The 16,794-nt window shown below is 68.2% G+C and carries 12 protein-coding genes; 6 read left to right on the forward strand and 6 right to left on the reverse strand.

Features of this window, described 5'->3' with window-relative positions; genetic code table 11:
- Nucleotides 1-29: 29 nt before the first annotated feature.
- From BIU89_RS16490 to BIU89_RS16500, 3 genes are all read right to left on the reverse strand, one after another.
- The gene (locus tag BIU89_RS16490) at nt 30-5,615 is read right to left on the reverse strand and encodes an Ig-like domain-containing protein (protein WP_139179299.1); all 5,586 of its coding nucleotides are present in this window, start codon (nt 5,613-5,615) and stop codon (nt 30-32) included.
- Nucleotides 5,616-5,886: 271 nt separating this feature from the next.
- Nucleotides 5,887-6,216, reverse strand: a complete 330-nt coding sequence (locus BIU89_RS16495; protein ID WP_071248412.1) for a hypothetical protein — start codon at nt 6,214-6,216, stop codon at nt 5,887-5,889.
- A 101-nt stretch (nt 6,217-6,317) separates the two neighbouring features.
- A complete protein-coding gene (locus BIU89_RS16500) occupies nt 6,318-6,647 on the reverse strand; it encodes a hypothetical protein (protein ID WP_071248415.1) in 330 nt (109 codons plus the stop codon).
- A gap of 259 nt (nt 6,648-6,906) precedes the next feature.
- On the opposite strand from BIU89_RS16500, the gene BIU89_RS16505 reads away from it, so the two are divergent.
- Nucleotides 6,907-7,371, forward strand: a complete 465-nt coding sequence (locus tag BIU89_RS16505; protein WP_083404444.1) for a VanZ family protein — start codon at nt 6,907-6,909, stop codon at nt 7,369-7,371.
- A gap of 69 nt (nt 7,372-7,440) precedes the next feature.
- Here BIU89_RS16505 and BIU89_RS16510 read toward each other — a convergent pair whose 3' ends face one another.
- The 3 genes from BIU89_RS16510 to BIU89_RS16520 all read right to left on the reverse strand — a co-directional run bounded on the left by BIU89_RS16510 (nt 7,441) and on the right by BIU89_RS16520 (nt 11,214).
- Entirely contained in the window at nt 7,441-8,004 is a 564-nt protein-coding gene (locus tag BIU89_RS16510; RefSeq protein WP_071248418.1) for a hypothetical protein, read from the reverse strand.
- A 379-nt stretch (nt 8,005-8,383) separates the two neighbouring features.
- On the reverse strand, nt 8,384-10,204 hold the full coding sequence (locus BIU89_RS16515; RefSeq protein WP_071248421.1) for a DUF4012 domain-containing protein: 1,821 nt from the start codon (nt 10,202-10,204) through the stop codon (nt 8,384-8,386).
- A 137-nt stretch (nt 10,205-10,341) separates the two neighbouring features.
- Nucleotides 10,342-11,214, reverse strand: a complete 873-nt coding sequence (locus BIU89_RS16520) for a glycosyltransferase (protein ID WP_175475046.1) — start codon at nt 11,212-11,214, stop codon at nt 10,342-10,344.
- A 172-nt stretch (nt 11,215-11,386) separates the two neighbouring features.
- Between BIU89_RS16520 and BIU89_RS16525 the strand changes: the two genes are divergently transcribed.
- From BIU89_RS16525 to BIU89_RS16540, 5 genes are all read left to right on the forward strand, one after another.
- Nucleotides 11,387-12,421: a glycosyltransferase family 4 protein gene (locus BIU89_RS16525; protein ID WP_071248427.1), complete on the forward strand. Its 1,035-nt coding sequence runs from the start codon at nt 11,387-11,389 to the stop codon at nt 12,419-12,421.
- A 130-nt stretch (nt 12,422-12,551) separates the two neighbouring features.
- The gene (locus BIU89_RS18290) at nt 12,552-13,532 is read left to right on the forward strand and encodes a glycosyltransferase family 4 protein (protein WP_139179301.1); all 981 of its coding nucleotides are present in this window, start codon (nt 12,552-12,554) and stop codon (nt 13,530-13,532) included.
- Nucleotides 13,529-14,503, forward strand: coding sequence for a glycosyltransferase (locus tag BIU89_RS16535; RefSeq protein WP_071248432.1), 975 nt, complete (start codon nt 13,529-13,531; stop codon nt 14,501-14,503). Before BIU89_RS18290 ends, BIU89_RS16535 begins: the two co-directional genes overlap by 4 nt.
- A complete protein-coding gene (locus BIU89_RS18295) occupies nt 14,503-15,501 on the forward strand; it encodes a glycosyltransferase family 2 protein (RefSeq protein ID WP_254791684.1) in 999 nt (332 codons plus the stop codon). The genes BIU89_RS16535 and BIU89_RS18295 overlap by 1 nt, the downstream gene beginning before the upstream one ends.
- Complete coding sequence (locus BIU89_RS16540; protein WP_071248435.1) at nt 15,498-16,787, forward strand: O-antigen ligase family protein; 1,290 nt, start codon at nt 15,498-15,500, stop codon at nt 16,785-16,787. Before BIU89_RS18295 ends, BIU89_RS16540 begins: the two co-directional genes overlap by 4 nt.
- Nucleotides 16,788-16,794: the final 7 nt, after the last annotated feature.

Raw genomic sequence — 16,794 nt, forward strand, 5'->3', positions numbered from 1 at the left:
GTGATCCGGGCCTCCTGTCCGGTGCCCTGTTACGGACGTGCGCTGCGGCGGATGCCCGGCACGACGCGGACCGCGATCCGTCGTCGGCTCACCAGGAGCACGCCCGCCAGCATGAGCGCGAGTGCCGCGAGCCCGAGACCGACCAGTCCGGTCACGCCCGTGAAGGCGAGCTCGGTGCCGTGGACGAACGCGGCGAGCCCGGTCGGGAACGTGACCGTGACAGTCGCGGTGACCGTCTGACCCGCACTGTCGGTGATCGTGTAACCGACGAAGGTGGTTCCGGTGAAGCCTCCCTGCGGGGTGAAGACGACCCGACCGTCGCGGATGGTCCACGTGCCCTGGTCGGCGACGACCACACGGTCGGTCGGTGTGCCGGACTCCGGGTGGAGCAGGTGCAGCGTGCCCGACTCGAACGTGGCGCCGCCGGTGGCGGAGTCGTTGTCGAGCGGATCCACGACGACCCGGTGCCCGACGATCCCGGTGGCGGAGTCGTCGGTGGCGACCGCCGCGGCGACCACGGTCATGGTCGCGGTGGCGGTGGCCCTCTGCCCCGAGGCGTCCGTCACCGTGTAGGTGAAGGTGTCCGTGCCGGTGAAGCCGGCGGCCGGGGTGTAGACGTACGCGCCGTTCCGCTGGATCGTCACGGTGCCGTGGGCGGGCTTCCGGGCCGGGGCCGCGGTGAGGCCGGTGCCCTGGTCGTCGGCGAGCAGGCCGTGGCGGGCGTCACGGGTGACGGGCGTGCCGGACACGGTGTGCCCGGTGTCGTCCGCTGCGGCGATGCCGACCGTGATCGTGACGGAGGCGTCGACCTGCTGCTCCATCGAGTCCTGCGCACGGTACGTGACGGTGTCGGTACCCGAGAAGCCCTTCGCCGGCGTGTAGACGAACGTGCCGTCGGCGGCGATGGAGGCCGTGCCGTGACGGGCCTGACCCACCGCGACGACCGTCAGGGCGTCACCGTGGTCGTTGCCGAGCACGCCGTGGCCGGCGACCCGGACGGTCTTGCCGGCCGTGGTCGTCGCCTTGTCGTCCTTCGCGACCGGGGCGACGTCGATGATGACGCGCGCGAACGCCGCAGTGCCGTCGGAGTCGTTGGCCGAGTAGGTGAACCAGTCACGGCCGGACCAGTTCGACGTGGGCGTGTACACGTACGAGCCGTCCTTCTCGAGCGAGAGCTGCCCGTTGAACGGCTTCGTCTCCATGGCGGCCCAGAGTCCACGACCGGAGTCACCGACCAGCACGCCCCTGTCGGCGGACATGCGCATGCTGCGGTTCGTCGACATGGTGTGCCAGTGGTCGATCGCCGCGACGCCGACGACGACCGTGACCGTCGCGGTCGAGGTCCGTCCGGCGCCGTCCGTCACCGTGTACTCGAACGTGTCCGCGCCGGAGAAGCCCTTCGCCGGGGTGTAGACGAGCGAGCCGGGCTCGGTGCCCTCGGTCACGGTGCCGTGCTCGGCGCGGCCGTGCGCGGTGACGGCGAGGCCGGTGCCGCGGTCGTTGCCGGTCAGGGTCGCGCCGCTGATCGGCAGCGCGGTGTTCGCCGCGGTGCGCAGGGCGTCGGCGATCGCGGTCGGCGTGACGGTCACGGTGACGGTCGCCGTCGCGGTGCCGCCGGTCGGGTCGGTCACCGTGTAGGTGAACGTGTCCGTGCCGGAGAACCCGTCGGCGGGCGTGTACGTGACCGAGCTGGCAGCGGTCGCACCGCCGCCGGTGCCGCCGTCCGTCGTGCTGCCGGTGATCGCGGCGGTGCCGTGGCCGGGCTTCGACACCGCGGTGACGGCCAGCTTCGTGCCCGAGTCGTTGCCGGTGACGGCGACGTCGACCGGGGTCGCGGCGCTCGTCGTCGCGGTGTCCGCTGCGGCCTTGGGGGCGACGACGATCGTGACGGTGCCCGTGGTGGTCCCGCCTGAGCCGTCGGTGACCGTGTAGTCGAACCCGTCCGGGCCGGAGTAGCCCGGCTCGGGCTTGTACGTGTACGAGCCGTCCTCGTCGACCGTGACCTCGCCGTGCTCGGGCTCCGTGTGGTCAGTGACCGCCAGGTCAGTGCCCTTCGCGCCGTCGAGCAGGCCGGTGCCGGCCGGCACGGTGGTGGTGGCGTCGGCCTCGGCCGAGGTCGACCCGCCGCCTGCGACCGGGGTGACGGTGACCGTCACGGTGCCGGTGTTCGTGGCACCCGACGGGTCCGTCACCGTGTAGGTGACGGTGTCCGTGCCCGAGAAGCCGTCCTTCGGCGTGTACGTGATCGTGCCGTCGTCGTTGCGGGTCGCGGTGCCGTTCTTCCCGTCGGTGACGGACACGACGGTCAGGCCGGTGCCGTGGTCGTTGCCCGTCAGGGCGCCGGAGGTGACCGTGGTGCTGCCACCCGCCGCGACGGTGACGGTGTCGGGCTCCGTGCCGGGGCGGACCGTGACCGTCACGGTGCCGGTGGTGGTGCGGCCGGCGGGGTCCGTCGCCGTGTAGGTGAAGGTGTCCGTGCCCGAGAAGCCGTCCTTCGGCGTGTAGGTGTACGAGCCGTTCGCCGCGAGCTCGACCGTGCCGTGTGCGGGCTGCTGGTCGACGGCCGCGGTCAGGCCGGTGCCCCGGTCGTTCGCGAGCACGCCGTCGCCCTTCGCGACGGTCAGCGTCGAGCCGGCCGTGGCGGTGGCGGTGTCGGCCGTGGCGCGGGGGCCGACGACGACCGTGACCGTGGCGGTGGTGGAGCGGCTGGCGGCGTCGGTCACCGTGTAGGTGAAGGTGTCCGTGCCCGAGAAGCCGTCCGCCGGGGTGTAGACGACGCGGCCGGTGGCACGGTCGAGCGAGACGGTGCCGCGGGCGGCGCCGGTCTCGCCGGTGCCGGCGCCGGTGCCTGTTCCGTTGCCGGCGGCCCCGCCTGGGGTCACGTCGGTCACGGTCAGCCCCGTGCCCCGGTCGTTGCCGGTCAGGGTGGCGGCGTCGAGGGTCAGCGCCTCGTCGGCCCGGGTCGACACCGTGTCGGCGGTCGCGACGGGTCGCACGGTGATCGTGACGGTCGCCGCACCGGTGGTGACTCCGCTGCCGTCGGTCACCGTGTAGGTGAACGAGTCGGGGCCGGACGCGCCGACGGCCGGCGTGTACTCGACCGAGCCGTCCGCTGCGACGACGGCCGTGCCGTGGGACGGACCGGTGACGATCGTGGTCTCGAGGTCCGAGCCACGGTCGTTGCCCTGCACGTCGATCGTCACCGGCGTGCCGGCGTCCGTCGACGCGGTGTCGGCGCCGATGGTCGGGTTGACCGTGATGGTGACGGTCGCGGTGCTCGGCGAGCCGGAGCCGTCGACGGCCGTGTAGGTGAACGCGTCGGGGCCGGAGTACCCCTCGGCCGGCGTGTACGTGAACGTGCCGGTGGCCTTGTCGAGCGTCAGCGCACCGTGCGAGGGGGACGTGTTCGACGCCACGGTGAGCCCGGTGCCGGAGTCGTTGCCGAGCACACCGGTCGCGCGGGTGCCGGCGGTGGCCGTGCCGCCCGCGGCGACCTCGACGGTGTCGTCCTGTGCCGCGGGCGCGACCTGCACGGTCACCGTGACGGTGTCGGTCCCGCCGCTGCCGTCGGTCACGGTGTAGGTGAAGGAGTCGGTGCCGGAGAACCCGGCTGCCGGGGTGTACGAGTACGAGCCGTCCGGACGCACCGTCGCCGAGCCGTGGGCGGGGGCGCTGCTGCCGGTGACCGTCAGGCCGGTGCCCAGGTCGTTGTCGAGCACGTTGCCGGTCGTCGTCGACCCGGCCGTCGCGGCGACGGCGTCGGCCGTCGCGGTGGGCAGCACGGTGAGCCGCACGGTCGCGGTGACGGTCGCGCCGGAGCCGTCCTTCGCCGTGTACGTGAACGAGTCCGGGCCGGAGTACCCCTTGTCGGCGCCGTAGGAGAACGACCCGTCGGGGCCGATCTTCACCAGACCGTGCGACGGCTGGCCGCTGCCGGTGAGGGTCAGGTCCGACCCGCGGTCGTTCGTCAGGACGCCGTCCGCGGCGTTCACCTTGAGCACGGTGCCCGCGTGCACGCTGTACGCGTCGTCGGAGCCCTTCGGTGCGACGGTGACGGTCACGGTGCTGGTCGAGGTCTGCCCGGAGGAGTCCTTCGCCGTGTACTGGAACGTGTCCGAGCCGGAGAACCCGCCGGCCGGGGTGTACGTGTACGAGCCATCGGCAGCGACCGTGGCGGTGCCGTGCGCCGGCGTGGTGTTCGAGACGACAGACAGGCCGGTGCCGCGGTCGTTCGCGAGCACGCCCGACGCGGCCGGTACTGAGAGTCCCGTGCCGGTGGGGGTCGTGGCGGTGTCGCTGCTGGTGGTGACATGCGTGGCCTTCAGCGTGTTCGTGAAGGTGACCAGGACGTCCGTACCGTCCGCGGTGGTGGCCGCCGGGAACGTGAAGGTCCCCGTGGTGCCGGTGCCGCTGGCGACGGTCGTGCCGGTCGTCTGGTCCACCGCCTTCCACGTGGTGTCGTAGTTCGCCGGGTCGGTGGTGCCCGCGGCGGTCTGCTTGACCGTGTACTCCTTGTTCGGCGTCGTCAGGACGGCGCCGGCCTTCTGCGCCTGCACACCGGTGGCGGAACCGCTGGTCGTACCGGCGCTCCCCGGCTTGGTGGTGTCGATGCCGCCGCCGCTGATGGCCAGGCCGAACTGGTCGCCGCTGCTCCAGCGCTGGTCGACGCTCGCCGCACCCGTGACGGTGTCGGCGTAGTTGCAGCTCGCCAGGTCACTCGCGGCGTAGTTGCCGACGATGGGGAAGCTGCGGACCTCCTTGCCCGAGGTCGGGTCGAGCTGGTAGATCGTCGTCGTCGCGACGCTGTTGGTCGTCACGGTGTTCGAGACGTAGAGGTAGCCGTCCGACGAGAACGCGATGCCGGGGCTGTTCGTGCCGGCGGGCAGGGTGGCGATCGCGCTGGTGGTCATCGCGGTCGTGCCCGAGGCCGTGGGGACGGCTTCCGTGTTCACCCGGTACACGGTGTCCGACGCGACGACGAAGAACAGCCCGCGCGAGCTGAACGCGAAGTCGCCGTTGCCGTCCTTCAGGCCGTCGATCTGGCCGACCTGCCCGAGGTACTTGCCGCTCTTCGGGTCGTACGCTCCGAGCCAGCCCTTGTTGGAGCCGTAGTAGTAGATGCCCGTCACCGGGTTCACCGCACCACGGATCACCGAGCGGACGGACTCCGTCGCGATCGGGTCGGAGGCGACCCCGGTCTTCGGGTCGAACTGCCGCAGGGTCGCGGTCTGGTTGTTCGACGCCGCGAACATCGAGACGCCCTCGCGCGAGATGCCGAGACCGTTGTTCGCGCCGGTGCCGAGGTTCGTGACGTCGGCGGTGGTGCCCCGCGAGGCCCCGGTGCTGATGTCGACCGCGACGACCTTGCCGGTGCCGTCGACCGCGTACAGCGTCTCCTGCGGAGTGCAGACCATGGCGCCGTCCTTCGTGGCGCTGACGGCCGAGGCCGGCGCAGCCGCGACGACCGCCGAGGTGGCGGTCAGCCCGGTGCCCACCAGGAGTGCGGCTCCGAGCACGGCGACCGCGCGCAGGCCGGGTCGGCGGGTGGCACGGGTGCCGACAGGACGGTCGGGACCGTCGGTGGGCACAGCGGTGCCCGGGTTCGTACGCTGCATGATCACTTTCGGGTCGAGACGATGCGGGCACCGAAACCGACCGGAGGATCAGGGAGAACGGTCGTTGGCGCCAGGTTGATCCTGGCAGTTCCTCGGGTTCGGATGGGGACAACCGGGGTCCCCAATAGGGGGGACCACTCGTTCAGGGGCCATGCCGCAGCCTGGCCTGCCACGGCACCCCGGCGCGGTCCGATCGCGCCCCGGGCGCACGGAAGAACCCCCGCCGGCAGGGCCGGCGGGGGTTCGAGGATCAGCGAGCGATCAGCAGCGATCAGGCGGTCGGACGGACGACGTCCGGCAGCAGCACGTGCAGGCGTTCGGCCAGGCGTGCCTTCGCCTCGTCGAGGGAACGGAAGTCCCCGACGTACTCACCGAAGGTGTCGGCGACGAAGAAGTGGCTGCCCTGACGGTCGACGGTGCCGCCGTAGTAGCCGCCGTAGTTCGCGACCCACAGGCCCGTGTCGGCCTGGGCCCACGAGATGCGGACGGGGGCAGCCTGCACGGGAGCCACGACCTGGGCCTCGATCTCGGCGATGACCTCGATCGTCTGGGTGTCCAGGGTCACCTCGGCCTGCTGGCGGTGGGCGACGGTCGTGCTCATGGTCCTGCTCCTTCGTGCTGTGCTGCGTGCTGGGTGGCGCCGGTGGTTCCGGGTGGTGCGGGCGTCGCGGCCGACGCCTGTGGAGCTGGTGTCCGCTGTCGTCACTCGACCGGCCGGATCACCGGCGGGAGCATGACGTGGAGCTGGTCCTCGAGCTTGGTCTGCGCCTCTTCGAGGGAGGAGAACTCGCCCACGACGAGCCCGAAGGTGTCGGAGGCCACGTAACGGTCGTCGCGCTTGTCGACGCTGCCGCCGAAGTACCCGCCGTAGCCGGCGATCCACTCGCCCTGGTCTTCCTGCACCCAGGTGACCTTTGCGCGCTTGGGACGCGACGAGAGCGCTGCATCGGCTTCGAGGATCGCGATGGTGTCCACGGTGTCGGTGTCGAGGGTGACCTCGGCCTGCGTCGCGTTGTTCACGGTGATGCTCATGTCGCTCTCCTTCACGATCCGGGGTACATCTGCTGACACCAGAACGCTACGAGAAGTGCCGAGGGGATCGCCAGCGAGGCCCGCGAATTCACGGGTTCCGTCAATGCCACCCATCGGGCAGCCCCGGATTTCCGGGCAGGTGCGTCGCACTTCCGGGGTACAGCGTCAGGATCGGGGTACTCGTTTTCCGGATCGCCGTGATCGGGGGACGAAATGGCGCGGACACCTGCCTGGAGGCGCGACTCGCTAGCGTCGGCACGTGACCTCCGACAAGCCCCGCGTCGACGACCGCGCCCCGGCCACCTGGCGCAGCCGTCGGTTCGCGACGGGGCTGGCGATCGCCTACGGCGTCGCCCTGGCGCTCGTCGGGTTCTGGGGTTCCCCCGTCGACGCTGGAGGAGGCCCGTGGCTCACCCGCGCGCTCGCAGTCGCGCACCGTCACGGCCTGCCGGAGCGCATCGACTACGCCGCCGTCGAGTCCCTCGCGAACGTGGTCTACTTCGTGCCGCTCGGACTGCTCGTGGTGCTGCTCGCCGGAGCGCGGTGGTGGTGGGCTGCCATCGCCGCGGGGCTCGTCGTCAGCACGTGCATCGAGACCGGCCAAGCGCTGTTCCTGCCCGCCCGCACCGCGACCATCGACGACGTCGTCGCCAACGGCGTGGGGGCGGTCCTGGGGGCCGTGGTGGGCGTACTGCTGCTCAGCCGGGCGGCTCGGCGGCGCTGACGACCATCCCCGCACACGAAGAAGCCCCCGGAGCAGATGCTCCGGGGGCTTCGTTCAGTGCGTTGAGACTCAGACGGACTCGCGCTGGCGGCGGACCGAGCCGCGGACCAGCAGGAGGCCACCACCGAGGACGACTGCGCCGCCGGCGACCCAGAGGGCCAGGGCGGAGACGGTCGAACCCGTGAAGGCCAGCGTGCCGTCGGTGCCGTTGCCAGCACCGGCGCCAGCTGCGGGAACCGCAGCAGCGTCAGCCGGGGCGACGGTGAAGGCCGCGAAGCCGACGACACCCGAGGTGGCGCCGGTGGCCGTCAGGTTGTAGGTGCCCGAGGCGCCCTGGGGGAACGTGACCTTGACGACGAGCGAGCCGTCCGAAGCGGCCGTGTAGGTCTTTGAGACGGTCGTGGTCGGCAGCGCGCCGAGCGTGACCGCACCGGCACCGGTGACCTGGACGTTGACGGTCTCGTTGTCCTGGAAGGCACCCGGCGTGAAGCTCACGGCCGCGGTGCCACCGGCAACGGCGGTGCCGGAGACGGAGACGTCGGAGTCAGGCGTGTAACCGGCGGCGTTGGCGACGGCCGGAGTGGCGAGCAGTGCGGCGCCAGCCAGCACCACCGCTGCGATGAGCTTCTTCATGAATGGTTCCCCTAAAGATCTGAAAATCCAGACCCTGACACCCAGAGCCCGCTGTTCGCCGGTGGTTGACCCCAGCCACAGAAATGGCGGTTGTTATGGCGAAGTTGTCTCAATCTAGCGGACTTTCCCAGCTTGGTACCAGATCGCGTGGATTTTGTTCATTGGTCGACGTGTGTTCATCCGCGCCAAGTACCCGTCACACGGCCCTACCGTCGGTCCATCGAGGCTCCACACAACAGAAACCCCAGGTGAGAGGCCTCAATGGTGTGCACCAGAGCACACTGTGCGTTCGATCAAGGACCTTTGCGCCCGGACAGGTTGGTGCGTTGCCCCTCGGAGTGGGGGCACACTCGCGGTTCGCTTTGCGGAGGTTCCGTTGTCAGCCCGCGGTGAGCGGCCGCTCGCAGTCGAACGTGAGGGGCTTCGTCTCGGTCTGCCGGACGCCAGGAGTCGAGTCCGCCTGCACCGCCGCCTTCGCGTACTTCGCCTCGCCGAGGAACGCGACGCGGTAGGTCAGACTCTCGCCGGGGGCGAGCAGGGTCTGCAGCTGGGCCACGGGGTGCCCGCCGTCGGTCGCCGTCTGCACTGCGGTCGTCTTGCCGTCCTTCGTGGCGCCGAGCAAGATCGCGTCCTCGGGTGCGTACGCGGCGAGCAGGGTCTTGATCTTGCCGGGCTCCACACCGAAGTTCCCACCGCCGGTGACGTACTCGGGGAGGCTGGTCGCCGCATCGGCCGGTGCCGTGTTCTTGATGGTGATCTGGACGACGGACGTCGGTCGCCCGTCCTTCCGGCACACCGAGCTGCCGACGGAGACGCTCTTCTCGAGGTAGTAGTCCATCTTCGCGCCGGTGCCGTCGTTCAGGTAGACGGCGAACTGGCTCGAGTCGGGGGTCGCCGTCGGCAGTTCACCTGCGATCGGTGTCCCGCTGATGCGGCGCTGCTCCGCCTTGTCCGCGCTCCAGAGCCGCATGCGGCCCTCATCAGCGCTCTGGGTCAGCGCAGACACGAAGGCCTTCGCGTCGAATCCACCCGATGCGATCTTCTCGAAGACCCCACTCGCTGCAGAAGCGAACAACGCGTCCTGCACATTGCCGTCCGGGTACTTCGCGTAGACATCGCTGAGCAGCAGCTGGACCGCGTTGTCGGACGTGAGAGTGTCGCCGGTCGGCAGCCGCACTGGCCCCGTTGCCCTCAGGACGTACCCGAGCGTCACAGGATCCATGGCGAGCACACCGTCGACCTGCTGCCCGAAACGCTGCTTCCACATCTCCCGAGCGAGCTTCGCTGACACATCGAAGCGTGGCGTGAGCGTGACGTCCTGCATGTACTCGCCGGTGATCTCCCCGTAGAGCCCCCGCGTGTCAGCGGACAACGGCAGCACCGGCTGGTCGTACTCGCCGAACGAGGACCCCGACGCTTGGTTCCCGAGGCTGATGGCACCGTCCTTCACCTGCAGGAGCGCCACCGCGCCGGGTATGCCTCCGCCGGCGCGCAACTCGGCGTTGTTCTGGAACAGCAGCAGGTAGTTGCGGTCCCCGTCCTGGCCGAGCATCGCTGGCGCGAGCTGCACGATCCGGTTCGCTGCGACCGCCTGCTCGGACGCTGACGACAGGGCGTTCCGCAGCTGCCCCACCGCGGTGGTGACCGGCGACAGTGTTCCACTGGTGTCGATCCGGGCCGCGTCGGTGCGTGCCTGCTGGAGCGTCTTCGTGGCCTCAGCGACCGGCGGCTGCGCGTCCTCGATCGGCTGGAGGTCGATCCTGCCGTTCTTCGGCGCGAACGAGTCAGACCCGAGCTTCCCGAGGACGCCAGCGACCGGACTGACGGCGTCGCTGGCCACATCGTCGACGATCACCGACACGTCACGCACGGCCCGCAGGTTCGTCCCGAAGAACGGCACGGACTGCGCCGCACCCCAGACGGGGTCACCGGTCAGCGATCGCGCCGACGCTGCTTCGCCCTCGAGGTGGCGCGCCGTCTTCTGGGCGGCGGCGGTGTCTCCGCCGGTCAGCTGGGACCGGAGCGTGTCGACGTCCCCGACGGCGCGCTCCAGGTGCCCCTTGGCGAGCATGCCGCGGACACCGACCCAGGCGACGGCGAGGATCAGCAGCAGGACAAGGGCGAGGACGACCCACAGGACTATCCGGGCCCTGGACCCCCGGCGTGCTGCAGTGCGTCGCGACTCGGGCGCGTCGGACATGAGACAAGCCTATGCGGGCACCCGGCTCGTGCAGGCAAAGACTTGGCCCGCAACGGCCGAACTCGCCTGTTGAGTTCCTTGGGTGGCCGCGACTCAGTCGGTTCTGGAAGAGACCTGCGCTCTTCGACGCACAAATCCTACTGATCCGCCGCCACAGTGCCATATCGCCCTGACTCCTGCGCAAGCTCCCCGTCGATCCGCCGCGACAGTCCCCTGATGGCCCCTTTCACCAGTGCGCGCAACTTCGCGGACTTGTCCTGCTCGTACCGCAGGACGACCGCAGCCTTCCAGCAGAGTCCCGCGACTGCCCGTGCGACGCCACGCGGAACCACCTGAAGCCCAGCCGGAGATCGTCGATGCTTCTTCGCGTAGCGCACGACGTCGTTCGCCATGTGCTCAAGGCGTGTCGCTCCGTGCCCCCACACCACGACTCGGCCAACTCGCTGCGCGTCGCCAATTGCGTGGTCCAGCTTCGTTTCGTGGTCGATCCTGATGCCCCGTCCTCGCATACGGAGACGGAGGCAGAAGTCGAAGTCGACGTAGTCGATGAACAGGTTCTCGTCCCATCCGCCCACGGCGGCCCAGTCACTCAGTCGCACAAGGGAACCGGAAGTGATGCAGGCGTTCACCGCTTCCAACACGTGCGTCGGCGACTCACCGGCTCCCGCGACGTTCCGGTCAACCATGTGGGCGGCAACGATGGCGAGGCGTGGGTCAGCACGCAAGGCGTTCGAGAGGGAAGCGCCGGCACCCGCGGAAACGACGGAGTCCTGATCCAGCATCAGAACAGCATCGGCGCCTTCCGCTTGAGCACGGCGCGCGGCCGCGTTCATCGCCCTGGACAAGCCCTGATTCTGCGACTGACGGAGGACGTCGACACGAGGATCGAGCGTCTGCAAGAACGACGAGAGATTCTTCGAGGCGTTGTCGACCAGCACGACCCCCTCGACCTGGCCGAGAACCGCGGCGATGTTGGCGTTCAGAAGCTCGATGTCGGGCTCGTAGGTCACGATGCATGCGAAGACTCGCACCAGTCTCCTTCCGCCGGAGCACGCCAGGGGCGACGGCCATGCGAGACTCACGTTACGCGACCGCCAGCACCGACGAGGAGCGTCCATGACGGCCCCCCACCGAGATCGCTCCCGATCCATCCGTATCCACGTTCACTTGCGTGGTGCTGACGTGGCGCTGTCGGAACAGATGGGCCCAGCGGAGATCTGGTACTTCATCCGGCACACGGACCTTCCGGATCAGTCCACCTTGCCCGCTTGGTTCATCCACGTGAACGTGTTCTCGGCAATGTGGCGCATCTTCACCACGGGTGCACGGAGCATCGAGATCCCGGAGCCACTCTGGGCCCGTTTTCTCCCGACGGCCTTGATCCTCATGATCAGCGCGCGGATTGCCCGCCTCGTGACCCGACGACCTGCCCGGACAGTGTTCTACGCGCTGGAGAACAACATGCCGGCAGACGCGCTCTTCGGCAGCGCTCCCGTGCCGCGGGTCGTGAAGAAGTCCTTCATCTGGCTCCTCGGGACCATCGTCACTCCACTCGTCGATCGGGTTGCCTTCGGCTCCGATGGAGCTCGACGCGCCTACGAGCACATAGGGAGTCTCCGGCTGCCCAGCACTCGGGTGTTCACCGAGCTCCCCGCACGCACCTCCTGGTCGAACGAAGAGGAGAGCCCGCGAGTGCACGGCCAGAACACGCTCTTCGTCGGCGGGCTCGAACACCGCAAGGGGATACCGGTCCTGCTCGATGCGTGGACAAAGGTCGAAGCTGAACTCCCGACGGCGACCATCACGATCATCGGTAGTGGTCCGCTGCGACCCGTAGTCGAAGATTGGGTCCGCAGGAGCCCTGACCGAAGGCGGTACCTAGGGCAGGTCCCCCACGAAGAACTTGCCTTGTTCTACGAGGCTGCAGACGTCCTGATCGCCCCGAGCGTTCGCGACGGCCGCTGGCGAGAGCAGATCGGGCTGCAACTGCGAGAAGCACTCGCCGCCGGCGTGACCATCGTCGCTTCGGACGAGACCGGTCTCGCTGACTGGTTGCGAGAACACGGGCACACCGTTGTCCCGACAGCCGAGCTGGCAGAGGCGCTCGGGACGCACGTGGTCAGCACCATGGGACAGTTGCTTCCGCGGGCAGCTGTTCGCGAGTCGCTTCCGACGGTCGACGGGCGAGTAGCAGCCGACTCGTGGCTTCACGAATGACAGTGAGCCCCTCTCCCCCATCGGTAGGCTCACGTTGTCGACGCCGCGGACTGTTGCCTCCGTCCGTCCGCCGGGTACCGCGGTGTACGGGCTGAATGCGTCGAACCATCAGAGCGAGGGGAACGAAGGGGTGACCGATCCGACCGGGCCTTCTTGCCCTCCCGCTGATGTGATCATCGTGAACCCACTGGCCGGAGCTCTGCGGCACTACACGAAGCGTTTGCAACAGATGCTCGTCGACTCGGGCTCCTCTGTAACTGTCTTCTCGGTACCCGAACCGTCTTTCTCCGGCCGATCGCGTCTCGCCTGGGTCAGGGATTACGCCAGTGCGTTGCTCCGTGCCCGACGGGTGCGCCGTCACGGTTGCCGTGTCCTCGTGACGTGGCCGGTCCTGGGACACATCGATCGTGTCGTCGCTCCGTTGCTTGCCGGCCGACCCACGACGATCGTGATGCACGATCCGCTGCCACTCGTTCGCGCCGTCGGATACAGCTCCCTGAGCACACGAATTGCGACGCTTCTTGCCCCGAAGCATTCACTCTTGGTGCACAGTGAACTCGCCGCCGAGGACCTCGCAGGTCGTGCAGGGCCACTGGTCCAGCTTCCACACCCGATCGTCAACCAGGCGACGGCCCCGGCTCCCTCAGATCCGCCATTCGTGCGGGTACTCGGGCAATGGAAGCCGGACCGCGACGTCGCCCTCCTGGAATCGCTCGCGCCCTTGCTTCCAGACACGCGGCTCGAGATCGTCGGCCGCGGTTGGCCTCCGGTTGCTGGTTGGGCTGTGCGAGATGAATTCGTCTCTGAGGACGAAATGGATGACCTCGTCAACACGAGTTCCGCTGTCTTGATCCCCTACCGGCGCTACTATCAGAGTGGCATCGCTGCGCGCGCGATCGAGGCCGCCGTGCCCGTGATCGGCACCGCCAGGGAGCTCTCCTCCATGACCGGTGCGAGCTATCCATTCCTCCTCGAGCAAGACGCCGGAGCGAGCGAATGGTCTGGGACCATTCGATCAGCGATCGCCAGTGAAACCGCATTGCTCGAAGAAGTGCGCGCGGACGCTACCGCGTGGGCGCTCAACGAGTGGAAGACTTGGGCCCGCTCATGAGGTGGACCGTCCTGGACCTCGGAGCTCGCCCGCTCGAAGGTGCCGAGCGGTGGGGCAACGACCCGCGCGTTCGCCGAGTCATCCGGGTTGAGAAGCCGGCGCCCAGTGGGAAGCGTTTCGGTTTTCGGGCGCTCGGGCTCGGATTCGATGCGTTCCGTGTCGCCGCCCGTGCACGCCTGTCATTGGCACACGGGCCGCTCATCGCGATGAATCCGTGGACGACGGTTGCCGCTCGGATCTTCGGCTACCGCGACGTGTCGACTGTGGGTTTGTACGCCGTCGAGGACGGTCGGAGCTGGCGTTTGCTGCGGAGCATGCTCGGGTCTCGCCCGGTAGTCACGCTGTCGGAGCATGAGGCGTCGAGATGGCGAACAGCCGGTGGACGGGCGCTGTCAGTGCGTTACGGAGCAACCTTCGCAGATCCACCCGCCTCGCAGTCGTCGGCGTTTCAGGCGCAGAACGAAGAAGCCACGACGACGATCTTCGTCGGCGGGACTTCGGATCGAGACGAAGAGGCCATCTCGAAGCTCGTCGCCGAAGTCGAAGCCAGCGACGACCTCCGACTCGTCATCGCGGCAGGAGGAACTCTCCAGTTCGACACCGGACGAGTTCGTCGTTTGCCCTCCATCGACGCCGCTGAGTTCAGTTCGTTCCTCGCAGACAGCGACGTCGTGTTCCTACCCCTCACGGACAACGGGCGAGCAGCCGGCCACATGGTGCTCGTCGAGGCGCTCCAGAGGGGTAAGCCCGTCATCGCTTCGTGGGTCGCTGGCATGGACGAGTACTTCGACGGAGACTTCGTCCAACGTGCAGGCACAAACCTCCTGACCCAGCTGCGTGCCGCCGGGCAGACCTCCGGCACGCGGGCGGACGAGGTACGCGCTTACTGGGAACGCGAGTACAGCAAGGAAGCGTTCGGACGGCGAGTGCTGGGAGCTCTCGAGCGGATGAGGAAAGAGGGCAGCCCGTGATGCTCAGCGTCGTCATCGTGAACTACCACAGCTCGGACTTCGTCAGGAGGAGCACAGCGGCGGTGGATCCGACATGGTGTGAACGAGTCGTTCTGGTCGACAACTCCAACGACCCGATCGAGGCTGAGCGGCTCGCATCCATCAGGTTGCCCGTACCGACGAAGATCATCATCGAACCCAGCAACGTGGGCTTCGGTGCCGGCGCAAACCACGGGATCGACTTCGCTCTGGGTGCAGCTCCGAACTCTCCTGTCTGGCTCCTCAACCCGGATACGGAGCCAGCTGCGGGGGCACCCGAATCGCTTGCGCGGAGGCTCTCTCTCCGTCTTGACGACATCGTGAGCCCGCTCGTGCTCACCGGCGACAGCGGCGACGAGCGAATTTGGTTCGCAGGGGGCGTCGCTGACGGTCGGACAGGGAACGTGGTACACGACGACTACCTGAAGCCATACGACCCGACCACCATCGACGAGGCCCGTCCCACGACTTTCATGTGCGGCGCAGCACCCGTCTTCACACCGGAAGCCTGGCGTCGACTCCGAGGATTCCGCGATGACCTCTTCCTCTACTGGGAAGATGTGGAACTGTCGCTACGAGCACAGGACCTCGGACTCCGCATGACGGTGATTCGAGACGCAGCGGTATGGCATGCGGTCGGGGGAACCAGTGACGAAACAGGTCAAAGCCGGAACTTCTACTACTACTCAGCAAGGAACCGGGTCCGAGTCATGATCGACCGGGGCAACGGCTTGGAACTCCTGCGCCCGAGGGGGTTGAAGGAACTTGTGAAGTTCGCCCTCCGCCCTCTCCGGCGCGAGCGATCTCAGCGCCTCCGCAAAACATGCCTCGCCCTCACGGGATATGTCGTCGGAGCCTTGTCTACTCGTCTCTCACGGGACCAGCACCACGTTGCTGTCACGGTCCCGGCTTTGCCTTCGTCGAAATCGGCCGAGGGTCCGGCAGCGCACACTTCCGCTGAAGATCGGCCTCCCGTATGAACGCGCCGCTCGGGTACGCGGTCCTGGCAGCCGTCTTCGTCGTCACGTTCATCTGGGCCGTCTCGTCCTCGCGAGCCCGCACCACAGCGATCCCGTTCGTCGCGGGCGCCAGCGCCGGCCTCTTCAGTGTCCAGATCGAGAATGTGCACCTGTTCACGCCCATCGTGCTTGCCTGGTTCCTGGCACGAGCGGGCCACAAGGAGACGCAACTCGGCTGGAGGGTCTTCGCTCTACCGATCGCTTGCGTGCCCATAGCGCTCACCGTGTTCCTCGGCGATCTTGTGGTGAACCCCGGTCTTGCCCTGCAGCTGATGGCCCTGGCGGCCTCAGCAGCCATGCTCGCCGCAGGATGGGACGAAGATCTTCGACAACCGATCCTGTCGGGGCTGCTGTGCGCAACATCCGCTTCTGCCACACTCGGACTGCTCCAAGTCGCTCACCTGGTGCCCACTGACCTGTGGCACGTCGAAGTCTCAGCGTTGGGGCGGCCCACTGGCTTCTACCCAGAACCGGACTGGTTGGGGATGTTCGCCGCGGTCGGCACGCTGCTTGCATGGCGGCTGCCCATGCACCCGACCCTTCGGATAGCTCTCGTTCTGGTCAACCTCTCGGCACTCATCCTGGCTTTTGCGAGAGCGGCCTGGCTCGGGGCGGGAGTTGCGGCGATCATCGCGATCCTCGTCTGGTTCCGCACACGTTCGCCAGGTGACCGTCTCTTGGGGAACGGGAAGACGGGGCGTCTGAGAGCCCTCTGCTTGACCCTCTTTGCCCTCGTCGTCGCCACGACCGCACTGCCCGACTTGCGCCGTGACCTGCTCACACGTCTGGGGAGCACCCTGACTGCTCAGAGCAACGACGTGTCTGCGCAAGCTCGCGTGCAGCAGAACCGGACTTTGAGTGCTCTCGCCGACAGCGCCCCTTGGCATGGCCACGGTCTGAGCTCGAGCGGCCGGGTGGGGGTCTCCGGAATCTTCTACTCGGACCAGTCAGCGAATTCAGTAGCGAGCAACTGGGCGCTCGGTCTGTGGGTGGACGCGGCTTGGCTCGCAGTGCCGTTCTTCTTGCTCATCGCCTTCCTCGTGTGCACATCGCTGAAGCGGATAGAGGGGATGTTGTTGATCGCAGTCCTGACCAACTCTTTCTTCTCGAACGCGCTGTTCCAACCCGTGACCTGGATGCTTCTCGGCGTCATCGTCGCGACGAGTTCATCACTGCACAACACCCGAAGTCGCGAGGAGCGCCCGGCTCGCCGGCCACGGGGTCGGACCTACACGAATGCGGCCTGACCCGCCG

The organism is Curtobacterium sp. MCBA15_005 (assembly GCF_001864855.1).
Taxonomy (GTDB): domain Bacteria; phylum Actinomycetota; class Actinomycetes; order Actinomycetales; family Microbacteriaceae; genus Curtobacterium; species Curtobacterium flaccumfaciens.

Coding starts and splice junctions, on each gene's coding strand:
- BIU89_RS16490 (WP_139179299.1), bottom strand. CDS start 5,615: ATGCAGCGTACGAACCCGGGCACCGCTGTGCCCACCGACGGTCCCGAC.
- BIU89_RS16495 (WP_071248412.1), bottom strand. CDS start 6,216: ATGAGCACGACCGTCGCCCACCGCCAGCAGGCCGAGGTGACCCTGGAC.
- BIU89_RS16500 (WP_071248415.1), bottom strand. CDS start 6,647: ATGAGCATCACCGTGAACAACGCGACGCAGGCCGAGGTCACCCTCGAC.
- BIU89_RS16510 (WP_071248418.1), bottom strand. CDS start 8,004: ATGAAGAAGCTCATCGCAGCGGTGGTGCTGGCTGGCGCCGCACTGCTC.
- BIU89_RS16515 (WP_071248421.1), bottom strand. CDS start 10,204: ATGTCCGACGCGCCCGAGTCGCGACGCACTGCAGCACGCCGGGGGTCC.
- BIU89_RS16535 (WP_071248432.1), top strand. CDS start 13,529: ATGAGGTGGACCGTCCTGGACCTCGGAGCTCGCCCGCTCGAAGGTGCC.
- BIU89_RS18295 (WP_254791684.1), top strand. CDS start 14,503: ATGCTCAGCGTCGTCATCGTGAACTACCACAGCTCGGACTTCGTCAGG.
- BIU89_RS16540 (WP_071248435.1), top strand. CDS start 15,498: ATGAACGCGCCGCTCGGGTACGCGGTCCTGGCAGCCGTCTTCGTCGTC.